Origin of the sequence: Paraglaciecola sp. L1A13 (assembly GCF_009796745.1) — a bacterium.
Taxonomy (GTDB): domain Bacteria; phylum Pseudomonadota; class Gammaproteobacteria; order Enterobacterales; family Alteromonadaceae; genus Paraglaciecola.
The window spans coordinates 519,036-542,845 of record NZ_CP047024.1; the positions used below are offsets into that span (position 1 = coordinate 519,036).

22 protein-coding genes are annotated in these 23,810 nt (G+C 42.8%); 11 read left to right on the forward strand and 11 right to left on the reverse strand.

Translation table 11 applies throughout. From position 1 onward, the window contains the following. Positions 1-79: 79 nt before the first annotated feature. Both mutH and GQR89_RS02155 read right to left on the reverse strand, forming a co-directional pair. On the reverse strand, positions 80-757 hold the full coding sequence (gene mutH, locus GQR89_RS02150) for a DNA mismatch repair endonuclease MutH (protein WP_158768537.1): 678 nt from the start codon (positions 755-757) through the stop codon (positions 80-82). Then, on the reverse strand, positions 744-1,385 hold the full coding sequence (locus tag GQR89_RS02155; protein ID WP_158768538.1) for a lysoplasmalogenase: 642 nt from the start codon (positions 1,383-1,385) through the stop codon (positions 744-746). Before GQR89_RS02155 ends, mutH begins: the two co-directional genes overlap by 14 nt. Before the next feature lie 59 nt (positions 1,386-1,444). Here GQR89_RS02155 and rppH point away from each other — a divergent pair, with 59 nt between their 5' ends. The 5 genes from rppH (at position 1,445) to GQR89_RS02180 (ending at position 6,878) form a co-directional block, all read left to right on the forward strand. Beyond that, positions 1,445-1,969 carry an RNA pyrophosphohydrolase gene (gene rppH, locus GQR89_RS02160; RefSeq protein WP_158768539.1) on the forward strand — a complete coding sequence of 175 codons (525 nt, stop codon included), beginning with the start codon at positions 1,445-1,447 and terminating at the stop codon, positions 1,967-1,969. 9 nt (positions 1,970-1,978) lie between these two features. Further along, positions 1,979-4,267 carry a phosphoenolpyruvate--protein phosphotransferase gene (gene ptsP, locus GQR89_RS02165; protein WP_158768540.1) on the forward strand — a complete coding sequence of 763 codons (2,289 nt, stop codon included), beginning with the start codon at positions 1,979-1,981 and terminating at the stop codon, positions 4,265-4,267. 15 nt (positions 4,268-4,282) lie between these two features. Further along, positions 4,283-5,083, forward strand: a complete 801-nt coding sequence (locus tag GQR89_RS02170) for a sulfite exporter TauE/SafE family protein (protein WP_158768541.1) — start codon at positions 4,283-4,285, stop codon at positions 5,081-5,083. Positions 5,084-5,092: 9 nt separating this feature from the next. Beyond that, positions 5,093-5,932 (forward strand): prolipoprotein diacylglyceryl transferase, encoded by an 840-nt coding sequence (gene lgt, locus GQR89_RS02175; protein WP_158768542.1) that lies wholly within the window; start codon positions 5,093-5,095, stop codon positions 5,930-5,932. A 163-nt stretch (positions 5,933-6,095) separates the two neighbouring features. Further along, the gene (locus tag GQR89_RS02180) at positions 6,096-6,878 is read left to right on the forward strand and encodes a RhlG family 3-oxoacyl-ACP reductase (protein WP_158768543.1); all 783 of its coding nucleotides are present in this window, start codon (positions 6,096-6,098) and stop codon (positions 6,876-6,878) included. A 62-nt stretch (positions 6,879-6,940) separates the two neighbouring features. Here GQR89_RS02180 and GQR89_RS02185 read toward each other — a convergent pair whose 3' ends face one another. Continuing rightward, on the reverse strand, positions 6,941-7,411 hold the full coding sequence (locus tag GQR89_RS02185; protein WP_158768544.1) for a Dps family protein: 471 nt from the start codon (positions 7,409-7,411) through the stop codon (positions 6,941-6,943). 274 nt (positions 7,412-7,685) lie between these two features. Here GQR89_RS02185 and GQR89_RS02190 point away from each other — a divergent pair, with 274 nt between their 5' ends. Further along, entirely contained in the window at positions 7,686-8,318 is a 633-nt protein-coding gene (locus tag GQR89_RS02190; RefSeq protein ID WP_158768545.1) for a CPBP family intramembrane glutamic endopeptidase, read from the forward strand. A 264-nt stretch (positions 8,319-8,582) separates the two neighbouring features. Then, positions 8,583-9,875 (forward strand): outer membrane protein transport protein, encoded by a 1,293-nt coding sequence (locus tag GQR89_RS02195; protein ID WP_158768546.1) that lies wholly within the window; start codon positions 8,583-8,585, stop codon positions 9,873-9,875. A 54-nt stretch (positions 9,876-9,929) separates the two neighbouring features. Here GQR89_RS02195 and GQR89_RS02200 read toward each other — a convergent pair whose 3' ends face one another. Beyond that, entirely contained in the window at positions 9,930-10,808 is an 879-nt protein-coding gene (locus GQR89_RS02200) for a DMT family transporter (RefSeq protein ID WP_158768547.1), read from the reverse strand. A gap of 109 nt (positions 10,809-10,917) precedes the next feature. Then, positions 10,918-11,769, reverse strand: a complete 852-nt coding sequence (locus GQR89_RS02205) for a thymidylate synthase (RefSeq protein ID WP_158768548.1) — start codon at positions 11,767-11,769, stop codon at positions 10,918-10,920. A 231-nt stretch (positions 11,770-12,000) separates the two neighbouring features. Between GQR89_RS02205 and GQR89_RS02210 the strand changes: the two genes are divergently transcribed. The 3 genes from GQR89_RS02210 to GQR89_RS02220 are packed head-to-tail and all read left to right on the forward strand — an operon-like array spanning position 12,001 to position 15,270. Then, positions 12,001-13,017: a response regulator gene (locus GQR89_RS02210; protein WP_158768549.1), complete on the forward strand. Its 1,017-nt coding sequence runs from the start codon at positions 12,001-12,003 to the stop codon at positions 13,015-13,017. Between the two features lie 11 nt (positions 13,018-13,028). Further along, positions 13,029-13,979: a GGDEF domain-containing protein gene (locus GQR89_RS02215; protein ID WP_158768550.1), complete on the forward strand. Its 951-nt coding sequence runs from the start codon at positions 13,029-13,031 to the stop codon at positions 13,977-13,979. A gap of 46 nt (positions 13,980-14,025) precedes the next feature. Beyond that, positions 14,026-15,270, forward strand: coding sequence for an AmpG family muropeptide MFS transporter (locus tag GQR89_RS02220; protein WP_158768551.1), 1,245 nt, complete (start codon positions 14,026-14,028; stop codon positions 15,268-15,270). 29 nt (positions 15,271-15,299) lie between these two features. Here GQR89_RS02220 and GQR89_RS21425 read toward each other — a convergent pair whose 3' ends face one another. From GQR89_RS21425 to rapA, 3 genes are all read right to left on the reverse strand, one after another. After that, entirely contained in the window at positions 15,300-15,632 is a 333-nt protein-coding gene (locus GQR89_RS21425) for a hypothetical protein (RefSeq protein WP_233269054.1), read from the reverse strand. 155 nt (positions 15,633-15,787) lie between these two features. Beyond that, on the reverse strand, positions 15,788-16,705 hold the full coding sequence (locus GQR89_RS02230) for a DUF3530 family protein (protein ID WP_158768552.1): 918 nt from the start codon (positions 16,703-16,705) through the stop codon (positions 15,788-15,790). Positions 16,706-17,012: 307 nt separating this feature from the next. Continuing rightward, positions 17,013-19,844, reverse strand: a complete 2,832-nt coding sequence (gene rapA / locus GQR89_RS02235) for an RNA polymerase-associated protein RapA (protein ID WP_158768553.1) — start codon at positions 19,842-19,844, stop codon at positions 17,013-17,015. 350 nt (positions 19,845-20,194) lie between these two features. Between rapA and GQR89_RS02240 the strand changes: the two genes are divergently transcribed. Next, positions 20,195-21,592 carry a PhoH family protein gene (locus GQR89_RS02240; protein ID WP_158768554.1) on the forward strand — a complete coding sequence of 466 codons (1,398 nt, stop codon included), beginning with the start codon at positions 20,195-20,197 and terminating at the stop codon, positions 21,590-21,592. A 58-nt stretch (positions 21,593-21,650) separates the two neighbouring features. Here the strand turns inward: GQR89_RS02240 and GQR89_RS02245 are convergent, their stop codons facing one another. The 3 genes from GQR89_RS02245 to GQR89_RS02255 all read right to left on the reverse strand — a co-directional run bounded on the left by GQR89_RS02245 (position 21,651) and on the right by GQR89_RS02255 (position 23,788). Then, complete coding sequence (locus tag GQR89_RS02245; protein WP_158768555.1) at positions 21,651-22,319, reverse strand: hypothetical protein; 669 nt, start codon at positions 22,317-22,319, stop codon at positions 21,651-21,653. 133 nt (positions 22,320-22,452) lie between these two features. Next, positions 22,453-23,463, reverse strand: a complete 1,011-nt coding sequence (locus GQR89_RS02250) for a hypothetical protein (RefSeq protein WP_158768556.1) — start codon at positions 23,461-23,463, stop codon at positions 22,453-22,455. Further along, complete coding sequence (locus tag GQR89_RS02255) at positions 23,432-23,788, reverse strand: hypothetical protein (RefSeq protein ID WP_158768557.1); 357 nt, start codon at positions 23,786-23,788, stop codon at positions 23,432-23,434. The genes GQR89_RS02250 and GQR89_RS02255 overlap by 32 nt, the downstream gene beginning before the upstream one ends. Positions 23,789-23,810: the final 22 nt, after the last annotated feature.

Below are 23,810 nucleotides of genomic sequence, written 5' to 3' on the forward strand. Positions count from 1 at the left end.
TTAAGGCGCCCAAAGGCGCCTTTTTTGTAGCACTACATTATTCATGGTGAGCAATTAGGCGCTTTGTTACGAACCCAATTTATTCGCCAAAATAATCAGCTAATATTTTGCTGGTAAATTCTTTGCGCAAATAAAATCCTCTTGGCCGAGTTTGCACTATTTGGCCATTACGACCAATGGCGTCCGTTAGTGCACTGCCATTAGCGGCTTTAGGGCGCAGTTGTAAATATTCACCATGCCTCGCGGTAATGTTCTCGATATCTCCCATGGCTATCATGTCCATTATCTCTTCCCAGTCCTGACGCAAAGCCGCCTCTTCCTCTGCTTGTAAAGACCACAGAAATGGCGTGGCAATGCAGCGCTCACTTGGCGAAATATCGCGCCTTCCATCAATTGGCACCCACAACACTTTGTTTAGCTTATTGCGCACGCTGCTGGTAGCCCAATGAATTCCGGCTACATCGGTTAAATGGGCGTAACACACGTAGGTGGTTTCCAATGGTTTACCGGTTAAATCGATGGGAATAGTTTTCAGCTCAACGCCAATGTTGGCAAAGTCTTGCTGAGCTTTGGAACCAGCTTGTGCGCCAAGGGCTAATTCGAGTAATTGACCGCTCCAACCTTTTTCGCGCTTGAAGTCTTTGGGCACACGAATATTAGCCATGTGGCCCAATTCCCCTAAGGTTAGGCCTGCTAATTGCTCAGCCCGTTGGAGTAACTCGTCGATACTACTGGGAGGTGAGCTAGGTAATCTCATGTTCTTTTGCCAGTTGAATGCAGCCCAAAGCGATAAAGTATTGGGCGGCGTAATAGGTGCCCATGACTAAGACAGACTGGATAGGTAATGGAGTGATAAAGGCGTTAATGGCCAATAAGCTATCCGATGCGACAAACAATAGTGCGCCGAAACGTATTGATATACTTTGCGTTTGCGCCCCCATGGCTGTGATGACCATCGCGCTGATAACAACAAAATAACCTTTAACGGGTACTTGTAGATTACCTACTGCGGGGATCAACAAAAACATCATTCCAATCAGATACACCACAAATAAGCAGGTAAATAACGCAGTGATACGTTTCAAATTTAGCCATTGCAGTAAAAACAGGGCGTATAAGATATGTGCCAATGCAAACGCTGCTAAACCCAAAATAAAACTATTTTGAATTGGCAAAGCAAGCAACATATCGCCACCGGCACTGGATAATATGCCTGCTAGCAAAAGCCATTTTTTCGGTAAACAACAGCGCTGCCATACGACTAAGGCCAGAAGTATTATGGGCAGGGCTTTATGTACAAAACTCCACGAATACGCCGTAGTAAGTGTTGTCGCGATATAGCTCAGGGCCAAGAGCCCGTAAATTATTGTGATTATTCTATGCATAGTCAGTAGTTTATGGAAGAATGCCAATCAATAAAAGAATTGAATTCTCGGGAGTCTAAGTGATTGATGCCGAAGGATTCCGCGCCAACGTTGGCATAGTGATTTGCAATAGCCTAGGTCAAGTCTTTTGGGCAAGACGCTATGGTCAACATTCTTGGCAGTTTCCGCAGGGCGGAATCGATGAAGGTGAAACTGCTGAACAAACCATGTATCGCGAACTTTACGAGGAAGTTGGACTAAAGCCAGAGCAAGTTAAAATTTTAGCGGTAACCAAAAATTGGTTGAGATACAAATTGCCTAAGCGCTTGATTCGTCAAGGCAGTGCGCCTGTTTGTATTGGACAAAAACAAAAGTGGTTTTTGTTACAACTGACGTGCAAAGAACAAGATGTTGATTTGCTACAATCGGGCCATCCTGAGTTTGACGACTGGCGCTGGGTAAGCTTTTGGTATCCGGTTCGCAATGTGGTGTCGTTTAAACGTGAAGTGTATCGCCGAGCAATGAAAGAGTTCGCGCCTACTACCATGTCTTTAAGCTCAAAGCCGGCCCAAGGCCAAAGAAGTAAACGTAGACGCAAAAACTAAAGGGTTAATATGTTAACCAAGCTAAAACGCATCGTTAAAGAGGTGAATCAAAATCCCGTCCTAGATGATGCGCTTAGCGGTGTGGTAAAGAGTCTCAAAGAGGCGATTAAAGTTGACTCAGTCAGTATCTACCTCGCGAATTACGAAAAGCAGTGCTTTACCTTGCGCGCTACTGAAGGGTTGGCTAAAAGTGCGATAGGTAAGGTTTCGATAGGTTTTTCTGAAGGCCTTATAGGTTTGATTGGTCAACGCGAAGAGCCAATAAATATTAGTAATGCCCAAACTCATCCGCGGTTTAAGCACTACCCCGAAGTGCAAGAAGAGCAATATCACGCCTTTTTAGGCGCCCCGATTATCCATCAGCGAAAAGTGTTAGGTGTACTAACGTTACAACAGCAACGTAAACGCCTTTTTAGCCAAGATGAAGAAGCTTTTTTAGTCACTCTCGCCATGCAATTGGCAGTAGAAATAGTTAATGCGGAAGCCCGCGGTCGATTTAGCTTAAGTGACGAAAACTCCGAACAGAATGAGATTAAAAGTCTAAATGGAGTTCCCGGTTCATCAGGGCTAGCGGCAGGAGTGGGGGTAGTACAAAACTTACTGGTTAACTTGCGTAACCACGTTCCAAAACGCAGCAACGACCATGATATTCAGATAAAGCATTACCGTGCTGCTGTTAAGCAAACCCGTGAGCAAGTTGAGCTTTTATCTCAGCGTATTCAAGGGGAGGTTCCGGATGACGTACAAGCCATTTTCACGCTCTATCAACATTTACTAGATGCCAATAGTTTGGGGCGAGAAGTAGAGCAGAAGATTGTCTTGGGTTGGGATGCTCCCACCTCACTCAAATTAGTGATTGAAACCTACATTGCTCAGTTTCAGGCGATGAGCGATGCTTATATGCGTGAACGAGCGGTAGATGTGGAAGATCTATCCAACCGTATTTTAGCGAATTTACTCAATCTGGATACGACCCGGTTAACGCGTGAAGAATTACCCGAAAAATGTATTTTGGTGGCCGAAGAATTAACAGCAACCATGTTGGCCGAATTTCCAAAGGGTCGATTGTGTGGCTTGATTTCCATTCGAGGTTCGAGCAACTCCCACGCAGCAATTATGGCTCGAGCCTTGGGTGTGCCTGCGGTCATGGGTGTTACTGGTCTGCCACTGTCGTTATTGAATGACAAAGATATTTTGCTCGATGGTTATACTGGTGCAATTATTGTCTCGCCAAATCAGACAATTGAACGTGAGTTTCAGCAGCTTATCCATGAAGAACAATTACTAAGTGATAAAATTCTTGCGCAAGATGACTTGCCTGCACTGACCAAAGATAACTGTCAGCTGAGCTTAATGGTTAATGCTGGACTATCTGCTGAAATTGAAAACACCTATTCAAAATATGCAGACGGCGTTGGCTTATTCCGCACCGAAATTCCGTTTATGATGCGCCAACGTTTCCCCACGGAGACTGAGCAGGTTGAGCTATACCGAGCCATGCTTATGGCTGAGCCTGATAAACCGTTTACGATGCGTACCTTGGATGTTGGTGGAGATAAACCACTACCGTATTTTCCCATGTCTGAGGAAAATCCGTTCCTAGGCTGGCGAGGTATCAGGCTGACACTTGATCATCCTGAAGTGTTCTTGGTACAGATCCGCGCCATGTTACGAGCCAGTATCGGCTTGAAAAATTTGCAAATTATGCTGCCTATGATTACTTCTGTTAGTGAAGTACTAGAAGCAAAACGCTTAATCAGCCAAGCATTCTTTGAAGTTAAAGAAGAGACAAAAGAAAATAGCGGGCAGCTACATAAACCCAAAATTGGGGTGATGTTGGAAGTCCCAGCAGTTATATATCAAATGCCACAGTTGGCAAAAATAGTCGACTTTTTCTCTGTTGGTAGTAACGATTTAACCCAATATTTGCTGGCAGTTGATAGAAACAATGCTCGGGTCTCTGAATTATATGATAGTTATCATCCTGCTGTGCTTGCTGCATTATACGATATTGCTCAACAGGCGAATAAATTAGATGTGCCTATTACTTTATGTGGTGAGTTAGCAGGTGAACCTGGTGGTACTATTTTGCTGATGGCCATGGGATATCGAAAACTGAGTATGAATAGTCACAGTGTGATGAAAATCAAGTGGGTCGCACGCAGTGCTAGACTCGACGACGCCAAAATATTGCTTGATGAAGTGTTAGCAATGAGTGATCCGAAAAACGTGCGCGAGCGGGTTAATCAATATCTTGAATCGATTGGTCTGGGCGCTCTTATCCGCGCAGGTATTTAGCAGGAGTGAAATAAAGTGGATCCTGCATTATTTATATTATTGGTGTGCATAGGCCTCGGGGCCGTTGTGGGCTTATTCGCAGGTTTATTAGGCATCGGTGGTGGCTTAATCATTGTGCCATCTTTACTCTATCTATTAACTGAATACGTACACTTACCACTTAAGGTAGCCATGCCTATGGCTATCGCCACCTCACTTTCAACGATTGTGCTGACTGCTATTTCTTCATCTCGAGCCCATTATAAACTTGGGAACTTAAGGCAATTTTATTTACTTTGGACTGGGTTAGGCATTTCGGTTGGCGCGATCATCGGTCCGCAATTTGCCACGATGATCCCCGCCGAGTCGTTAAAGACTTTGTTTGCGATTTTGGTGTTAGTGATTGCAGCACAAATGATCTTGCTGGGGAACAAGAGCGCTAAACGCGATGTCTCTAAGGAGATATTGCTGCTTATTGGTGTGATCACTGGGTGTATATCTTCGGTGATGGGGATAGGCGGAGGTGCTATTATGGTGCCCGCTTTATTATGGTGCCGAGTGGATATTCGTATCGCAATCGGTTGTGCCGCCTTTAGTGGATTAGTTATTGCGCTATTTGGATCCGCCAGCTTTATTGTCGCTGGCTGGAACAACGAACATTTACCTCAATGGGCAGTCGGTTTTATTTATTTGCCTGCTACTTTAGGTATTGTTTGCACATCGGTCTTTACAGCAGGTTTTGGTGCGAAGCTAAGTCGCACCTTGAATACACAACTTTTAAAGAAAATTTTTGCCGGCTTTTTAATTATTGTTAGCCTTCGAATGTTACTAGGATAAAAATTCAACATGGTAAGTAGTTATTTTACATTTCCGCAGATAGACCCCATCATTTTTAGTGTTGGGCCTCTTAGTTTGCGTTGGTATGGCTTGATGTACCTTATCGGCTTTGCTGCCGCATTTTGGCTTGCCGGCGTCCGTTTATCACGTACTAACTGGACAAAAGACCAACTGAGCGATTTGTTATTTTGGGGCTTCTTAGGGGTGATTTTAGGGGGACGGATCGGCTACGTATTTTTCTATCAATTTGATCTCTTTCTATCTGATCCCATGTATCTGTTTAAAATATGGACTGGCGGTATGTCCTTCCATGGTGGGTTATTAGGGGTTATCGTTGCATTGTGGTGGTTCTCTCGTAAAGCCAAATGTAGTTTTCTGCAAGTGGGAGATTTTATTGTGCCGTTGGTGCCCATTGGCTTAGGGGCAGGGCGTATTGGTAATTTTATTAATGCCGAACTGTGGGGACGCACCACGGATGTATCTTGGGGCGTTATATTTCCAGGTGCTGGTTCCTTACCGCGCCATCCATCACAATTGTATGAATTTGCCCTTGAAGGCGTTGCTTTGTTTATCATTCTTTGGCTTTATTCACGCAAGCCACGTCCTGTAGGGGCGGTTAGCGGACTGTTCTTGGTCTGTTATGGTTGCTTCCGTTTCTTTGTGGAGTTCTTCCGTGAACCGGATCAACATATTGGACTTTATGAAGGAGCATTTTCAATGGGAATTTCTCAAGGGCAAATATTGTCTGCTCCCATGATTATTGGTGGGCTTGTACTCATGATTTGGTCGTTACGTCGCAATAAGATGGTAGAGACCCCAGCAATGCAGCACAAGGGTGTGAAAGCTTAATTGCTTATTTGTCTGGCTCACGTCTTTCGTGAGTCAGTCTTGTTCAAACCGGTCTATTCTACCCACGATACCTATACTTAATTATCACCCTAAAAAATAATCTGCTTTAGTTGTTCTTGTTAGTCTAAATCAACGATGGTTGATTTATATTCAGGAGTATTTGATGCTGGAAAATTTGTTTTCAATGCAGGGCAAAGTATGCGTGGTTACTGGTGGATCGCGCGGTTTAGGTGCTTTTATGGCGCAGGGCTTTTTAGAAGCCGGTGCCAAACGCGTTTATATTACTGCTCGCAAGGCGCAGGCATGTTTGGACACGGCCAAAGAATTGAGTAAGTTTGGCGACTGTGTCGCGCTGGTGGGCGATGTCGCCACAAGTGAAGGCGTGATGGACCTAGTGAAGCAAATCAATGAGCGTGAGCAACATATTGATGTATTAGTGAATAACGCAGGGACCGCTTGGGGCGCACCTTTTGGTCAGTTCCCTGAGAAGGGGTGGGACAAAGTAATGGATCTCAACGTGAAGAGCCCGTTCTTTTTGACTCAAGCACTGATGCCACTGCTGGAAAAAAATGCGACGAGTGAGAATACATCAGCGGTCATTAATATTGGCTCTATTGCGGGTATTGTTGGTAATGGACTGGATAACTTCAGCTATGCCGTTTCTAAGACAGCAATTCATCAAATGACGCGTGTATTGGCTAATGAACTGGTGGGTAAGCACATTCGCGTCAATGCGATTGCTCCAGGACGTTTTTATTCAAAGATGACCGAGTTTTTAAGCGAAGATAAAGAAGCATTCGAAGAAGAGTTACAGTCTATTCCTATGCGTCGCTGGGGAGAAGCGTCTGATATTGCTGGCGTAGCTGTTATGTTAGCAAGCCGGGCTAGCGCGTTTATGACTGGGCAGATATTACCGATTGATGGCGGCACCACACTCGTTAACTAATTTTCTCGGTTATATGCAAAAGAAGGGCTAGTAAACTAGCCCTTTTTTAAACTGATTGGTATTTACTTTCTTGTTGCGCGTAACATCCAAGAGGTCTTTTCATGGATACGCATGCGGTCAGATACTAACGCCGCAGTAGATTCATCATCACCCGCCTGAGCTAATTTCAATACTTCTCGTGAGGTTTTCACGACTTGTTCATGACCTTTTGTTAGCAGGTCAACCATTTCTGAGGCTTCTGGCACACCGTCAACTTCTTTGATAGAGCTTAGTTTTGCGAATTCTTTATACGTGCCTGGGGCCGCTATGTCTAAGGTACGAATACGTTCAGCAATGTCGTCTACTGCTGTGGCAAGCTCAGTGTATTGCTCTTCAAACATTAAATGCAATTCACGAAATTGTGGGCCAGTCACATTCCAATGGAAATTATGGGTTTGTAGATACAAAGTATAAGTATCTGCCAACAAAGCTTTTAGTCCGTCAGCAATCTTCAATCTGTCTGCTTCATTGATACCGATATTGATGGTCGTCATATTTATCTCCCTAAGGTCAGTTATTAAAATGCACAGAAATTAAAATTGTTGTCTTTATATAGGTGATATATGTGTCGTTTGCAGGGGCTTTACAAGGGGGAATGTGAAAAATAATACCTGTGAAATGTCTTTTTCATAAAGCGCATTAATTACTTATCGTTTAGATAAATTCTAGAATGATATTATATTTTTTGATTGCTAACATAAATACATGACAATTTTATGAACAAAAACTGCGCGGTAATTGTATAATATTCCATCTAGGAGTTTTTATATGCATTTGCTACGTTGGTCTGAGCTGACCGTTCTATTTTTATGTACCCCGCTGTTAATATTGTTCCTCGTCTCAGACTACGACACTTGGTTGATGCCATTATTGATTTTGATGGGGGGTTATTGTCTGTGGTTACTGTGGAGAGACGTCGACTTCAAACGTTTTCGCCTGTTTAATACCCATGATTTTTGGATGCATATTCGCGCGTCCTTAAAACTCTTCGTGCCAGCGGCTATCGCGCTCGGGTTGCTAGTGTATTATTTTGCACCACAAATTCTATTTAAATTGCCCAGAGAAGATCTCCAGTTTTGGTTGATAACTTTGGCTATTTATCCAATTATTTCGGTTATTCCACAAGAGCTAATCTTTAGAACGTTCTTTTTTCATCGGTATAAAGGCATTATCCCCTCGAAAAATATACGCTGGGCTCTGAGTACGTTGAGTTTCTCTCTTGCTCATGTGGTTTACGGAAACTGGATAGCAGTCGGCTTATCAGGTATTGGTGGGGTGCTTTTTGGATATCGCTATATGCAATCACGTTCAACATTAGTTGTTGTTATTGAGCACTCTCTGTGGGGTTCATATTTATTTACCCTAGGAGTTGGCGTGTTTTTGCTGACGCAAAATATTTAACCGTGCTAAACAATATCGCTCTACAAAAAATATATTCAAAGCATCTCCATTGTTAATGCCTGGTTAGTATTACGTGAATTAATAGTTAAATTCGCTATTGGTGAAACTTTAATATTGGTTAGTTGTACGATTTTACCGCAAAGTAGCTGCATTTTATCGACTAATACTGACATTTTCTTAACAAAAGCTATATTATCCGCTTCCTAATTTTTGGACAGACTCTACGCTTATCCTTTGCGGTTATTCGAGTCATAGAGAGAACATATGAAATTAAATAAAATCCTTTTAGCGGCAGGTTTAAGCACCTTATCATTGAACTCCTTCGCTGCTGCCTTTCAACTATCAGAGCACAGTGCTTCTGGTTTAGGGCGGGCCTTTGCTGGTGACGCCGCAATCGCTGAAAATGCCTCTGTTGTTGCCCGTAACCCAGCTTTGATGTCACAGTTTAGCGAGAATCAATTGTCTGTTGTTGGTACATATATTGTTCCTGATGTGAGCCTGACGGGCGAGAGCGCACCAGAATATTCTAGTGCCGCTGGGTTAGACGATGACAGTATTGCCCCCGAAGCCTTTGTACCTGCTACTTACTTTGTTATGCCTATTGATGACAAATTCGCCGTGGGATTTGGTCTATTCTCAAATTTCGGACTTGCTACAGAGTTTGATGAAGATTATGCGGCGGGACAGTTAGCGGGTAAAACTGAAATTGTGACCATCAATTTTAACAGCAGTGTTTCCTATAAGCTAAATGATCGCTTAACGGTTGCTGGTGGATTAAATGTTATTTATGCCGATGCAACGATTACCCGTCACTTAGGGGATTTCAGTAACGCCTTAGCTGCTAATGGTATAACTGTGCCTGCTAGTACGTTGGCTGTTGACTTAGAAGGCGATGACTACGGTTACGGATATAACTTAGGCGTAGCTTACGATATTGATGAAAACTCTCGCTTCGGATTCCATTACCGCAGTAAAGTTGATATCACCTTTGACGGTACGTATACCAATGAATTACCGCTTATCCCTAGCGTATTTCCCAATGGTCAGGCCGGTGAATCACAACCAGGTACAGTAAATATAGAATTACCTGCGATAGCTGAATTTTCAGGTAGTCATAAGTTAGACGAAAAATGGGGTCTTCATTACAGCGTAATGTGGACCCACTGGAGCAGTTTTGAGCGTTTAGAAGCGTACGTTCCTAGCCAAGAAGATCCTATTTTTGAAAAAGAAGAAAACTTTTCTGATAGCTTCCGTTACGCCATTGGTACCGATTACCAGTTAAATGCAAAAGTGAAATTGCGTGCTGGTATTGCTTACGACGAAACACCTACTGACTCTCAGTTGTTGTCAATTTCAATCCCTGATACCAATCGTTTGTGGTTAAGCGCCGGCGCAAACTACTTACTTGATGACAGTTCATCGATTGACTTAGGATTAAGCATTGTTCGTGGTCAAGATCGCACGTTTACTGAAGCAGATGATGCGGGTGGTGAGTGGGAGTTTAGTAGTGAAGGCAACGCTTTTATTTTAGCAGCCCAGTATAACTACGCATTCTAAGCTTATCAGCTACTACAAAAACCAGCTTCGAGTCGTTACTTAAAGCTGGTTTTTTTATGCCAAAATAACAAATATCGCACCGACAAGTATCATTCCTAAACCCAACTTATCTGAACGTTGTAATTTTTCTCTGAACCATTTTGCTGAAATCAGTAGAGTAAAGAAAATCTCTACTTGCCCCAAGGTTTTCACTAAAGCCACTGTTTCCAAACTCATCGCGGTGAACCAACCAATCGAACCTACAAAACTACAAAAGCTAATGACAAATACCAGTTTGGGCCTTGCCCATAGTGCGCGCAGAGTAATGGGTCTGCGGATTAGTAGCCACACCAGCATGATAATGGTTTGTACGAGTAAAACCCAAAACAACACATAACCCGCACCTAGTAAAAACGGCAGCTTCGTCATTAAGCTAGCTTCACGTACCAAAAGCGTTGTAAATGCGAAACATAGCCCGCTAGCTAGGCCTATTATCAGCGTTGGCCATGATATATTTCTCATGCCTTTTGGCACACTCATTAGCCATACGGCAATCCCACCGATAAGTACGCCAATCCAAGCTATATAAGATAGCGGCGCCGCAAAGAATAACGCCCCTAAAACGGCTGCAATAACGGCTTCACTTTTAGCTAAGCCAACGCCCATGGCAAAATTACGTAGACGAAATAACGTAACCATTAAAGCTGTGGCAAATATCTGTGATATTGCCCCGAGAATGATAATTAGATAAAAATGCCATTCCATTAGGGGGATCTCAGTATCACCATAATAGAACAGAAGAGATACGTAGATAGCCGCCATAGGAACGGCGAGTATAAAGCGCGCAAGAGTAACGCCTAATGTGTCAACGTCAGCACTCAAACGTTTTTGAAATGCATTTCGCCAAGACTGCATAAATGCAGCCATTAACGTAAACGGGATCCACAAACTCATATTCGATGCCTAAAATTTTGTGCGTGGTCAACTTTAGCGGGTAAAAATATGCAGTTTTCAGGAGGTGCTGCTAAGAAAACGCCTTTTTATCTAAAGTGATTAGTAATTTTTATACTGAGAAAGGGTACTTGATAGCCGGATGGTGCTCATAGCCCTCTATACTAAAGTCATCCATAGTGACCCAGGTTTCCAAGTCTTTTAGTGACTTAATCTCTGGATTAATAATGAGCTTTGGTATGGCCAGTGGTTCACGTGCCAACTGGACATCGCGCATCAGTTCAAGTTGATCTTCATAAATATGTGCATTAACTATCTTATGGTATGCCATACCAGCTTTCTTGCCCGTAATCTGAGCTACGATGGCCAGAAGGAAATAGACTTGTACCATATTGAAATTCAGACCTAGAGGCACGTCGCAACTACGCTGTGTACTATTTAAATATAAAGTATCGCCCAGTAAGGAAAAGTGATGGCTGTACATGCACGGACGAAGGCAGCCCATATGAAAAGCCCCAGGGTGATAAAAGGTGAGAATTTCACCACGATCATCAATGCCGTTTTTCAGGTCGTGCACAATTTTGGCCAACAAATCGATACTCCCACCATCGGGTTTGGGAAAGTTTCGTCCTATTTTGCCATAAATTAATCCGCAGTCGTCGTCACCTTTACGATAGGGATTATTCAACCAAGCTTCGTTTTCATTGGCATTTGCATCCCATGTTGACGTGCCTATTTTTCGAAAATCTGCAGCGTTATCGTAGCCGCGAATGTAGCCAATCATTTCAGCTATCGCTGACTTATAAAAGCTTTTACGGGTCGTAACCAGCGGGAACTCACCATTTGCAACATCATAACTGAGATCGGCGTTGATGACCGTCAGACATTTTTTACCGGTTCTTTCATTATTTACCCATATGCCATCGTCGACTATGCGTCGGCATAAATCCAGATATTGTTTCATAACGTTTGGCGACCACTCATTTAGAAATTACTGGCGATATTTTAGCAGATTATAAGCATTTGTTGGCTCGAAATTATGAGTCTTAATCATGAATACTTTGAACTAAGGTCTGCTTGTGGAAAAAGCCGATTAACCTTAAGATTAATGGATTCGTTTTATACATCACTGCGCAAAAAATTTTCCTTATCTGGCTTAAATGTTCAGGCTTTAACTACGGAATCGGTACTTTATATGACAACGTCAGTTCTTATTTGTGATGACTCCGCTTTTGCTCGTCGGCAGATGGCTCGTTCTATCCCTGACGGATGGGATGTGGAAATGCACTTTGCTGAAAACGGCAAAGAAGCAATAGAGTTTATAGAGCAAGGTAAAGGCGATGTTATGTTTTTAGACTTGAATATGCCGGTGATGGATGGTTACCAAACAATGCAAGTTGTTAAGGATCAAGACTTACCCACCATGGTGATTGTTGTCTCAGGTGATGTTCAGCCAGAAGCGCACAAAAAAATGTTAGCGTTGGGGGCGATTGCGTTTATCGGCAAACCCGTCGATAACCAAAAGCTGTGTGACATTCTGCGTCAATATGGCATTTACGCGGGAAAGCCAAGTGCCCAAGCGCGCAAGGATAATTTCGCGGTCATTGAATCCCACAGTCAAGGGGCTGAACTCGATGCTTATCGAGAAATGGCCAATGTCGCCATGGGGCGAGCTGGTGAACAATTGGCTAAGTTACTCGGGGAGTTTATTCGGTTACCTATTCCAAACGTAAATCTTATTACCCATAACGAATTGCATATGGCGATTTCTGATGTGAAGAATAGTGATAGTATATCTGCTGTATCCCATGGTTTTATTGGTGCAGGCATTAATGGTGAAGCATTAGTGCTGTTTGATGATGCAAATTTTGTCAACATGGGTAAGCTGCTCAAATACAGCCAAAAAAGCTCAATATCAGAATTTGAATTAGAAGTGTTGATGGATATTTCTAATATTTTGGTTGCGGCATGTTTGAATGCCTTATCAGAGCAGCTGAATGTCAGCTTTAGTCATAATCATCCCATTATTTTGGGACGCCATTGCGATATCGATCAAGTACTTGAAAATAACAGCCAGCGATGGGATAAAATTTTAGCAATTGAAATTGCCTACGCAATTAACTCACAAGATATCCAATTTGATCTGTTGCTGTTATTTCCAGGTCATGCCATGGAATTGGTTTACGATAAATTGCTCAAAACCTCACTTTAGGAGTCTGGTCTGTGCGGGACACAAACGACATAGCAGAAATGCATTGGAAGCATGATTTACTAGGCTCTATTGAGGTTGGTATTGTGGTGGTAGACCGTGATTACCGTGTAGTGGTTTGGAATCAATTTATGGAAAATCACAGTAGTATCGTTCCGAGTATGATCCGTGGGAAATCGCTGTTCGATAGTTTTTCTGAAATAGATGAGAACTGGTTGCGAGCTAAAGCTGAGCCTGTATTCTCACTGAAAAGTCCGGTTTTTGTCATTTGGGAACAACGCCCTTATTTATTTCACTTTGGTGCCAATAGACCGATTACTTCACCTTCCAAATTCATGTATCAAAATATCACTATTTTTCCTCTTGCTTCGTTATCTGGTCATGTTGATCAGATGTGTATAATTGTATATGACGTGACTGATCAAGCAGTAAGCAAGAAAGCAGTTGATGCGCTAAACATTAAATTGGAGCAGTTAAGTCGAGTAGACGGTTTAACTGAAATTTTTAATCGCCGTTATTGGGAAGAGCAACTCAGTAGAGAATTTAAGCGAAACATGCGCAGTCCAGGAAATTCATCGGTCATCATGTTGGATATCGATCATTTTAAAAAAATTAATGATACCTATGGTCACCCTGCGGGCGATGAAGTTATTCGCCAATTGGCAAAATTAATCAGCCATGTCTCTAGGGAGACGGACATCTGCGGTCGATATGGAGGAGAGGAGTTCACAATCTTGCTGCCCGATACTGCTGCGGAAAATGTCATGGTACTTGCCCAACGTATACGTCAGTCGGTTGAAAAGCTAACAATAGAGTATGAACAACAAAGTATTTCCTTTACAGTCAGTGTAGGGATAGCCCAATTTGATCCTGCATTTGAACAACATACGCAGTGGTTAGAGCGAGTAGATAAGGCCCTATACCAAGCAAAAACGGGCGGCCGCAATCAAGTGGTTATTGCCTAGTTTAGCCAATATCGTCACACTATAATTATAAGAAAACGCAGTTGCTATGAATAATAAAACGTTACGCCAGGCGTTATTAAATAAACGCATGCTCATTTGTATTTGCACTGGCTTTTCCTCCGGTCTCCCCTTGTATTTACTGATCCAATTTGTACCTGCTTGGCTGCGCTCTGCAGACATCGATCTGTCTACGATTGGGTTAATTAACCTAGTACTTTTTCCTTACACGTGGAAGTTTATATGGTCTCCGGTGATGGACCGTTTCGTGGTCCCATTTTTAGGTCGGCGACGGGGATGGATGTTTATCACCCAAATTGCACTTATCCTATTGATGAGCCTATTGTCTTTCTACGACCCTGCCACGGAAATCAGTCACATTATCGTTATTGTTGCGGCTATTGCATTTTTCAGTGCAAGCCAAGATATCGTCATTGATGCCTATCGACGGGAATTATTACCCGATGATGAACTGGGGGCAGGTAACGGGTTTTACGCTCAAGCCTATCGCATATCGTCTTTTGTACCCGGTTCATTGGCGATGATTTTGGCCGGTTTTTATCCTTGGTCAGTGGCTCATTTGAGCATCGCAGTCTTTATGCTGGTTGGCTTGGTCACAACTTTGATGATAGATGAAACCTCTAAAGCTGGGGATGAACCCAAAACATTACGCTCAGCTGTGGTTGAGCCGTTTGTAGAGTTTTTCCAGCGTCAAGGCTGGCAACAAGCCGTACTTATTCTATTGTTCATCATGTTTTATAAGTTAGGCGATAGTATGGCGACTGCGCTGGAAACGCCGTTCTTTTTAGATATGGGGTTTTCCACTGTTGAAATTGGGTCAATAGCCAAAATTGCCAAAACCATAGGAGCGACTGCTGGCACGATATTAGGTGGGATCATAATGGTTAAGTTGGGGATTAATCGCAGCTTATGGATTTTTGGCGTTTTTCAACTGATCTCCATTTTGGGTTACGTGATGCTATCTATGGTGGGTTATAACCATCTCGTTTTAGCAGTAGCCAGCGGCTTTGAGTACTTTGGAGTGGGCTTAGGTTCAGTTGCTTTAATTGCATTTATGGCTAAATCAACCAACCGACATTTTACCGCTACCCAATTTGCATTATTTTCCAGTATCGCATCTGTCCCTCGAACATTTGTGAGTGCGGGGACAGGCTATATTATTGAATCAATTGGCTACACACAATTCTTTATGCTGTGCTTTGTGTGCGCTTTGCCTGGCATGGCTATGCTGTTGAAAATAGCCCCTTGGAATACTAAAGCCAGCGAATCATAATGCATGAAAAACGAGACCTTAACGAGATGTTAAGGTCTAGCGCCAGAGTACTCAAAGGGGAAAGGGTAGTCTTCTTGACTCTCGAGAAAATGCACACACAAATCTAAGTCTCTGCGTACATTAATGTCTTCACGCAATTTCTGTTCAGGCCAAAAATGTAATTGATGCAGCACATACCAAAATACCCGTTCTCGTTGTGATATTGGCTGATTAGCGAGATGACTCACCTGAGACCATTCTTCCATGGTGTCCCAAAAGTATAGGTCTAATTCGTTGTATACTATACGGTTGTTCCAAAAAGCTCGCACAAAATACGCGAGTTGTTGAGACTTAACATTTAAGAATTTTTGTACATGGATCACAGCCTAATACCCTCGTATTTGAAAGTCGAATTAGACAAAAGTATAGTGTTTCGAATAAATTTTGTTGGATTTTTATGCAGGAAATAGTCGACAATTTAACTATCTAGTTGATAATTAAAATGTTTTATATGGCTACTACAATGTAATGAAATGTGTTACCAGCCTAAATTATGTAGCCACCCGTATATTTCTTTACTCACAAAAGCGCTATCAGGTTTAGTATTAAAAGCGCTGGTAAGTTCTCTCTGGCGATAATCTAACTTCAAGCTTTTAGTGGCGGTGGTTGTTCGTTGAGCTGCGCTTAGTAAACTCCAGCTATTATCTTGGGCGCTGTAAATATCTAGTATCGGCATTTCAGTGATAGCTGTGTACTTGGCAATAAGTGAGTTTAGATTCCGCTGGGGCCAAAATGGACTAATAGCGACCATTGCATCTGGGTTAGGAATTTGCTTTTCAGCATATATTTTTATCAACCAAGCGGCACTACTTCCTTGGGCTATGACTAAGCGAAATCCTGAATATTCTTGTGCCCGTAGCATCGTCGCTTTTATCAATTCCTTGAGCTCTGCTTCGTGCTCTAAAAAATGCGCATTACTGATGCGATGAATTTGGTATTGCGGGGAGCTGGGTGTTGCGGGTTTACTCTGTTGAGATTGCGGGTTTTGTTCCCTTGTCTCAGTTGGGGTTTCATCTGTTGGTGTTGCATTAGATTGCGTCCCAGATTGACCATTATCTTCTATAGCTAGATCAGGTTCAAAACCAATCGTCGGTGGCGAAACTTGCATGGTGACCCAACCTAAATCATTTAAATATTGCGTCAACATAGCGAGATTCTGCTGGCTTACTGGAGGACGCCCTGATTCACCAATTAGAATCACCACGCCATTGAGGTTAGACGTTGTATTTTGTGATTCAATTAACGGGACTGCATCCTGATTAACCTGTAAAACTTTAGCTTTGTCGGGAAACAGTTGTCGCTGAACATCGCTTAACGTACTCGCACTGGCTGCATATTGGGCAAGCGTAATGCAATACGCAATTAAGCAGTAAAATGTAGTCGTGCGGATATTCATAAAAAGCCGTTATTCACCTAATCATTACCTGTTATCGGATATGTAATGAAGTTACTTTAATAAACGCTGATTAAAAAGATAAAGGCGGATTAAGTATCTTTAGTGGGACGTATAAAACCGAATATGTAAGCACTAAATTATAACCTTGTCACTGCCCACAATAGCACTGGGTTGGTGATGGCTTGCGTATTTGACGGTAAACAAATAGTAGAGCGAAGTGGCTAGGCCAATTTTTAAAAAGCAGGTTCATCCTTGAACCCCATGTTCAGTTATAGCTGTCTTGGCAGCATATTATTAACCTGTGTCTTTACGGATTATTCACGACCAGGCGAATAGCTTCCAAGTTGACGCGTGCTTCGCTAATCACCTTTTTCAAATCATCAATTTGACCCTGTAAATACGCGATTTCTTCATCTCGAATAGAAGGGTTAACTTTCTGTAAGCTTTGCAAGCGTTTTAATTCGCCGCCTAATAGAGATCGCATTTGCTTTTGACATTGCTTACGCACTTTATCTGCGTCTTTTTCACCTTGGCTTTGCGCCACAGCAAGGGCTTTAGTTAACTGAGGTGTAAGAGCTTTAATAAGCTGATTGCCCATTTTTCCGCGCACTTTATCGAGTTTGATAAATTGTTTGTCCACAACATTATTAGTCGTATCAACGCATATCTTTATTGGCGTTGGCGGTAAGAAGCGATCAAGCTGCAATGACTTATCAGCTTTGCCTGACAGCACAAATAGACACTCAAGCCAATATGCGCCAGCAGGTAGTGATTTATCCTCTCCTAGTGCGACTGAGCTCTTTCCGGTAATTTCTGTGGTGACGGTTTCCATGGCGTGTTGCACCATAGGGTGGTCCCAACTAAAGAAGCTAACATGCTCTAAACGAGTAGCAGTAGTACGCTCATAGGTTATAGTCATACCTTCTTCATCGAGCCCGGGCAACGTTGCTACCATGGTTTCCGTAGGACGAAGAATATAACAGCTCTCGTCTTTGTCCTCTTGCGCAAGGCCTAGGGTATCGAACAAGCGTGTCATAAAAAGCTCAAGGGTAGGAGAGTCTTCTGCTTGTAAAATTTCTTTTTGCAGTTTTTCTACTCGGCCTTTACCTGATGAATTTAATTCAAGTAGTTTATCGCGACCTTGCTCTAGACGCGCTTTGAGTTGCCTGTGCAAACTAGCGGTTTGATTGATTAGTTTTTCACTGGCTGCAAAGTCTGTGGGAAACATCAAGCAGCTTTGCAATAGTTCTTGAGTCTCTTCGAATACCGTCATGCCAGTAGGGCAAGTTTGCTCAAATGCGTTGAGTCCCTGATGGTACCAGTCGAGTAATACCTGCTGGGCGCTCATATCAAAGTACGGCACATGAATGCATACATCTTGGGTCTGACCGATACGATCCAAACGGCCTATGCGCTGCTCAAGTAAATCGGGTACTTGGGGTAAATCAAACAAGACCAAATGATGTGCAAATTGGAAGTTCCTACCTTCACTGCCAATCTCACTACAAATAAGCACCTGGGCGCCCTCTTCGTCTTGAGCGAAATAGTTTGCTGCTTTGTCACGCTCTACTATGCCCATACCTTCGTGGAATACCGTTGCTCGGGTACCGGCTTTAACGCGTAATACTTCTGCTAGTTGTAATGCGGTACTCGCGTTCGCGCAGATGGTCAGTACTTTTTCGCCTTTAAGAGCTTGCAGTTTATCGATAAACCAATCAACGCGGGGATCGACATTAAACCAACTGTTGACCAAGTCTGGATTGCGTTCAGGGGTAAGATGTAACGATAAATTAGACGGGTCTTCCGCTTGGGCATTCAGGTATTCTTCCGGTTGCTCTAAGCTGTAGCTGAATAATTTACGATCCGGGAAGCCACTTACGCCTGCTCGGCTATTACGGAACAATAAACGTCCGGTCCCATGTCTATCTAACAGATTATGCAGTAACTGCGTCTTTTTTCTAGCGGTCATGGCATTGATATCGCCAAGCTCTTCATCTTTAGCGAAGGCTTCGATAGCCTCGATATCTTCTTTGCTTAGCACCTCACCGGATATTAAGGGAGAGATGGCTTGGGCTAGCTGGCTGTATTGCTGCTCTTCTTTCACAAAGCTGTGGTAATCATGAAAGCGCGCTGGATCGAGCAAGCGCAAACGAGCAAAGTGGCTTTCATGGCCAAGTTGATCTGGTGTTGCGGTTAACAGTAATACACCCTTGGTCACTTGAGCCAAACCTTGTATCACTTGATATTCTTGTGAAGCTTGTCCTTCACTCCAAATAAGATGATGAGCTTCATCTACAACCATTAAATCCCATTTGGCTTGCATGGCTAGTTCATAATAGCTGCTGTTGTGCGTTAAAAAATCTAAACTACAAATCACTAATTGCTCAGATTCAAACGGATTACCGCTTTCTCCGGCCATTGCGCTGCAACGTTCCTCATCGAAGATAGAAAATGCCAAGTTCACTCTGCGTAGCATTTCCACTAACCACTGATGTACCAAGCTTGAGGGGACGATTATTAATACACGCTCAGCCCTAGCGGTTAATAACTGCTGGTGGATGATAAGCGCGGCTTCAATGGTTTTACCTAAACCCACTTCATCGGCTAACAGTACGCGGGGCGCAAAGCGGCGACCTACTTCAGCAGCGATATGTAATTGGTGCGGAATTAAATCAACCCGTGCGCCTACAAAACCCAGTAATGACGACGTGCTATGGGCATATTGATGATTTAAACACTGCTCTCGTAAATCAAACCACTTGGGATGGTCAAACTGGCCGGCAAACAAGCGCTGCTCTGGCTGATTCAACTGAAAATGATGATCGATAAAGGTTTCTTTAAGAATTGCCTTTTCTTGGGTGTCTTGGCGAATACCTGTATAAGTGAGCATGCCGTTTTCTTCGCTCACACTAATAACCTGCATATCCCAGCCTTCATAACTGGTTACGTCGTCTCCTTCGCCAAATGAAATTCGGGTCAGAGGAGCACTCTGCTTGGCATAGGCACGGCTATCGCCAGTGGCCGGGAACAATAGGCTCACTGCGCGATTATCAACCGATACCACAGTCCCCAAGCCGAGTTCTGTTTGGGTATCGCTTAGCCAACGTTGACCAAGTGCGAATGAATGTTTTTGCGCCATAGAGTGTCTCCCAACAGTGTATGCATAACTGATTTTTTGATGCGGGCGGAATAATTTCGGCGCGCATTGTATACCAATAGTGCTTAGGGATGGAGGTGAATCCACCTTCTTCTAAACATATTGTGCATAAATACACATAACCCAAGCTTATGCAGGTCTAACCATAGGTGAAAAGACATGAATAGGCGCGTATATACACATAACATTTACTTAATAAAAGTAGATGATTAAGCACGAAAAGTGGTTTATTGTTTAACTAACAGGTAACCAATAGCAGTTCAATATTGAATACGGTTGGCTGTTTATTGGTGATTTGTAATGCAGTGCCTTTTATAAAAACGGAGTGACGAATGCCAGAAAAAAAAGCGTTAGACACCAGAATTTATGTACTAGATACCAATATACTGCTTCACGAACCCCTTGCCTTTTTATCCTTTAAAGAAAACGACGTTGTCGTCCCGATGACTGTTCTTGAAGAACTCGATTACATCAAAGACAGTAAAAAAGACGTTGCTCGTGACGCACGGGTATCCATTCGTGCCATGGAAGATTTGCTCCATGACGCTACCCCAGAGCAGCTTATGGAAGGCGTCAGTATGAAGGGGATTGGTTCTGGCGATACTGCGCCTACAGGGTCATTATCTATTTTCGTGGACCATGCTCTGCCTGCCGATCAACATGTGTTTACTAGCGACGAAAACGACAACCGCATCATTAATACTGCGTTGTACTTACAGGAGCAGAATAAACTTGGTCAAGTCACACTCGTGACTAAAGACATCAATATGCGACTCAAAGCAAAAGGAGCCGGGCTAGCGCACGTTGAAGACTACCGAACCGATCAATTAATTAGTGATATCAAATATTTGTCCAAAGGTTTTCATCGTTTTAAGGGAGATTTTTGGAGCGAAGTTACCGCGGTAAATAGTCGCTCTGAGGGCCGAGACACTATTCATACCCTGACCAAAGATGTTTTACCTGAAGCATACGTTAATGAATATTTACTTGATGACACTGAACATTTCGCTGGGTTGGTTGAATCGGTAACCGAGACCGAAATAGACGTGTTAGATTTAGGCTACGAACGCTTGATGGGTCGCCGAGCATGGGGGATCACGCCCAAGAATATAGGTCAGGCAATGGCGCTACATTCGTTACTCGACCCACACATCGACTTAGTTATCTTAACGGGTCCAGCAGGCAGTGGTAAAACCTTATTGGCATTAGCGGCAGCCCTTGAAATGGTGGTCGAAAAAAACATGTACGATAAGATTATTGTGACACGTAGCACCCCTGAAATTGCCGAATCTATTGGCTTTTTACCCGGTACAGAAGAAGAAAAAATGGCACCTTGGCTAGCGGCGATTACCGACTCTCTAGAAGTGCTGCACAAAAACGATGAAAACGTTAAGGGGTCCATGAGCTACATTATGGAAAAGGCCAATATTCAGTTTAAATCCGTAAACTTTATGCGTGGCCGCAGTATTCAAAACGCTATTGTAATTTTGGATGAATCACAAAACCTAACCGCGTCTCAGCTTAAAACTATCATTACGCGTTGTGGTGAAGGCACTAAGTTAATTTGCAGTGGTAACTTGGCGCAAATAGACAGTAATTATTTGTCTGCGGTTACCTCAGGACTAACTTACATAGTAGAGAAATTTAAAAACTTCTCAGGTAGTGCTACCGTCAATCTAGACGGTGTGGTGCGCAGCCGTTTAGCGGAATTTGCCGAAGAGCAGTTATAACACTACTCAATGAGTAAATTGGTCATTAAAACCGCCATTATCAATGGCGGTTATTTTCTTAAATAAAAAGTGGTTTTGCGATACCCACATAAGCCTCAAGTATCAATACCAACCAAATAATTACTACCCAAGGTTTTACCTTTTTAAGGCTACGAACCATTTTCTGGTTATCGCTATCATCGTGCGAGTCCTGGAGCATTTTGGCATAAGTGACAGAAAATTCTTTTAGGTTTATTCGGATCATAAGACCGCAAAATATTAAAAATCCGAAACCCAATAGTTTTAACGTTAACCACGGCGCTTGATCTAAGCTACCAGAATTGTACGCGTACACACACGAGGTGGCGATTACTGCGATCATTATCCAGCGGAAGATATAATCAATTTTAGTCAATGTGGGTATATAACGAGCGTTATGGTAATAGTGCAATACTAGCACCATGGTAAGCCATATTGGGCCCAGTAATATAATGCCTACAAACTGCCATGGATCATGTTGTACCCCTAAATAGTGAGCCAAAATCCCTCCGACTGTGAGCATTAAGCTCATACATATTTTGGGGATAAGATCGCAGCCAAGCATAATTTTAGCGGCTGTCATTCTGGTTTCTCTGCTGAGTTGGCTATCTACTACAAATTGACTTGAGTAGAAAACGCCAATGTCACCACCCAACCAATAACAGAAGAGTAAAATATGGATTAACAGCACGATGTCATATGGATTCATAGGGACTCACAATTTTACTGAATATAAACTATTTCAGGCTAGGTATAATCGACCGCCTTTTATAATTACATGGCAATTATCAAAGGGCGCGTATTTTTCATTAAAAAGCATTATAAAAATTGGCATATGACGCTTAAGGTATAATTTCGTAGCTATACATTCCCATATCGAGTGATCGTTGGCTCGTGGCAGCGGTTTCGTTTAATGTCATTAAAGCAGGGCCCGTCGGTTCCATTAACAAGTATGTTTCTCCTTCTATTTGTCGGCCTTTTTCATCCTTAGACAAGGGGAGTGATATGGCCAACAATGCGTGATTTGGTAAATACAGCATAGCTAATTCAATTCGTGGAAACAGCGCCCGTATTATACTGGCCATCAACACGGATTTGCTGTCGCAATCACCACGGTTGTTGCTAAGCAGAGCTAAAGGTGGCGAAAATCCAGAGCCATTTGAAGATAACCGATTCTCTAAGTCATCATACGGAATACTTTGCAACCAACTCAATAGTAAGTTTAAAAAAGCGCGCATATCCCCCTCTTCTGATGCCTCTAAATACATGGCTTCGGCAAACGGCTTCAGAACCGTTTGGTTCTCACTGATATAGCGTAAATGATCTGGCTTAATACCTTGCTGACCCAAATAATCACTAAAATGAGCGTAATAATTATCACTCAAATATTGCTCGAAGGCTTCGTCTTTGGCATCGAGTAATTGACGCTGGTACTTGGCAGCGGCTTGGGGTAAACGGCTACTTACACTGAGCTGTAGGTCACCACCAATACGCTTTATTTCAATTCGAGCATCTTTTGCATCGATTTTATTGCGTTCTTTTTGCATGGCAATGTATTGATATCGACTAACTTGCTGAGGCACAAACCGTTTGTGGTGACTGGTTTTTATATCATTAAGAGGTAAGGTGAAAGAAAACTGATGACGTTCCTGGTCTTTATCGTTCCATTGGTAACTCAGCTGAATATCATTTTTTAGCGTGTTTTTGGTAAAGCTAATTTGCTCACTAAAGGCCGTTTTCGGTAGCGACAATGATAGAAGTGCAACCGCGAGTAATGGCCCAGAACCAAGTGGACCATTACTCGAAATTAAAGCAGTAAACTTAACTAAGTAGTTTTTTATGCAAAAAGCCATTGCGCTCTACTGCGTCAACCAAAGGAATAAAACCCGCCGGGGTGGACAGATTAATATAGCCAGTTTGGCGCTCTAGTAATATGTCGTTAAATTGCGTTGGGCGGTTAACCACTGGGGTGCATGCAATCTCTATGGCATCAGTATTAGCGAAATGACTGGGGCCGCCTGATGCAGCAAAAGCAATATCCAATTCAGTGTGTTCAACACGCGTAGCAAACCGGTACTGACTTAAATTTTTAAGCACTAGTTGCATTAAATCGCGCTCGTTTTCAATGGTGTGTAATTTGCGTCGCAAAGAGTCGGACGCATGGAAAATGTCAATCAAAGTAGAACTCCGTAAAAATAGA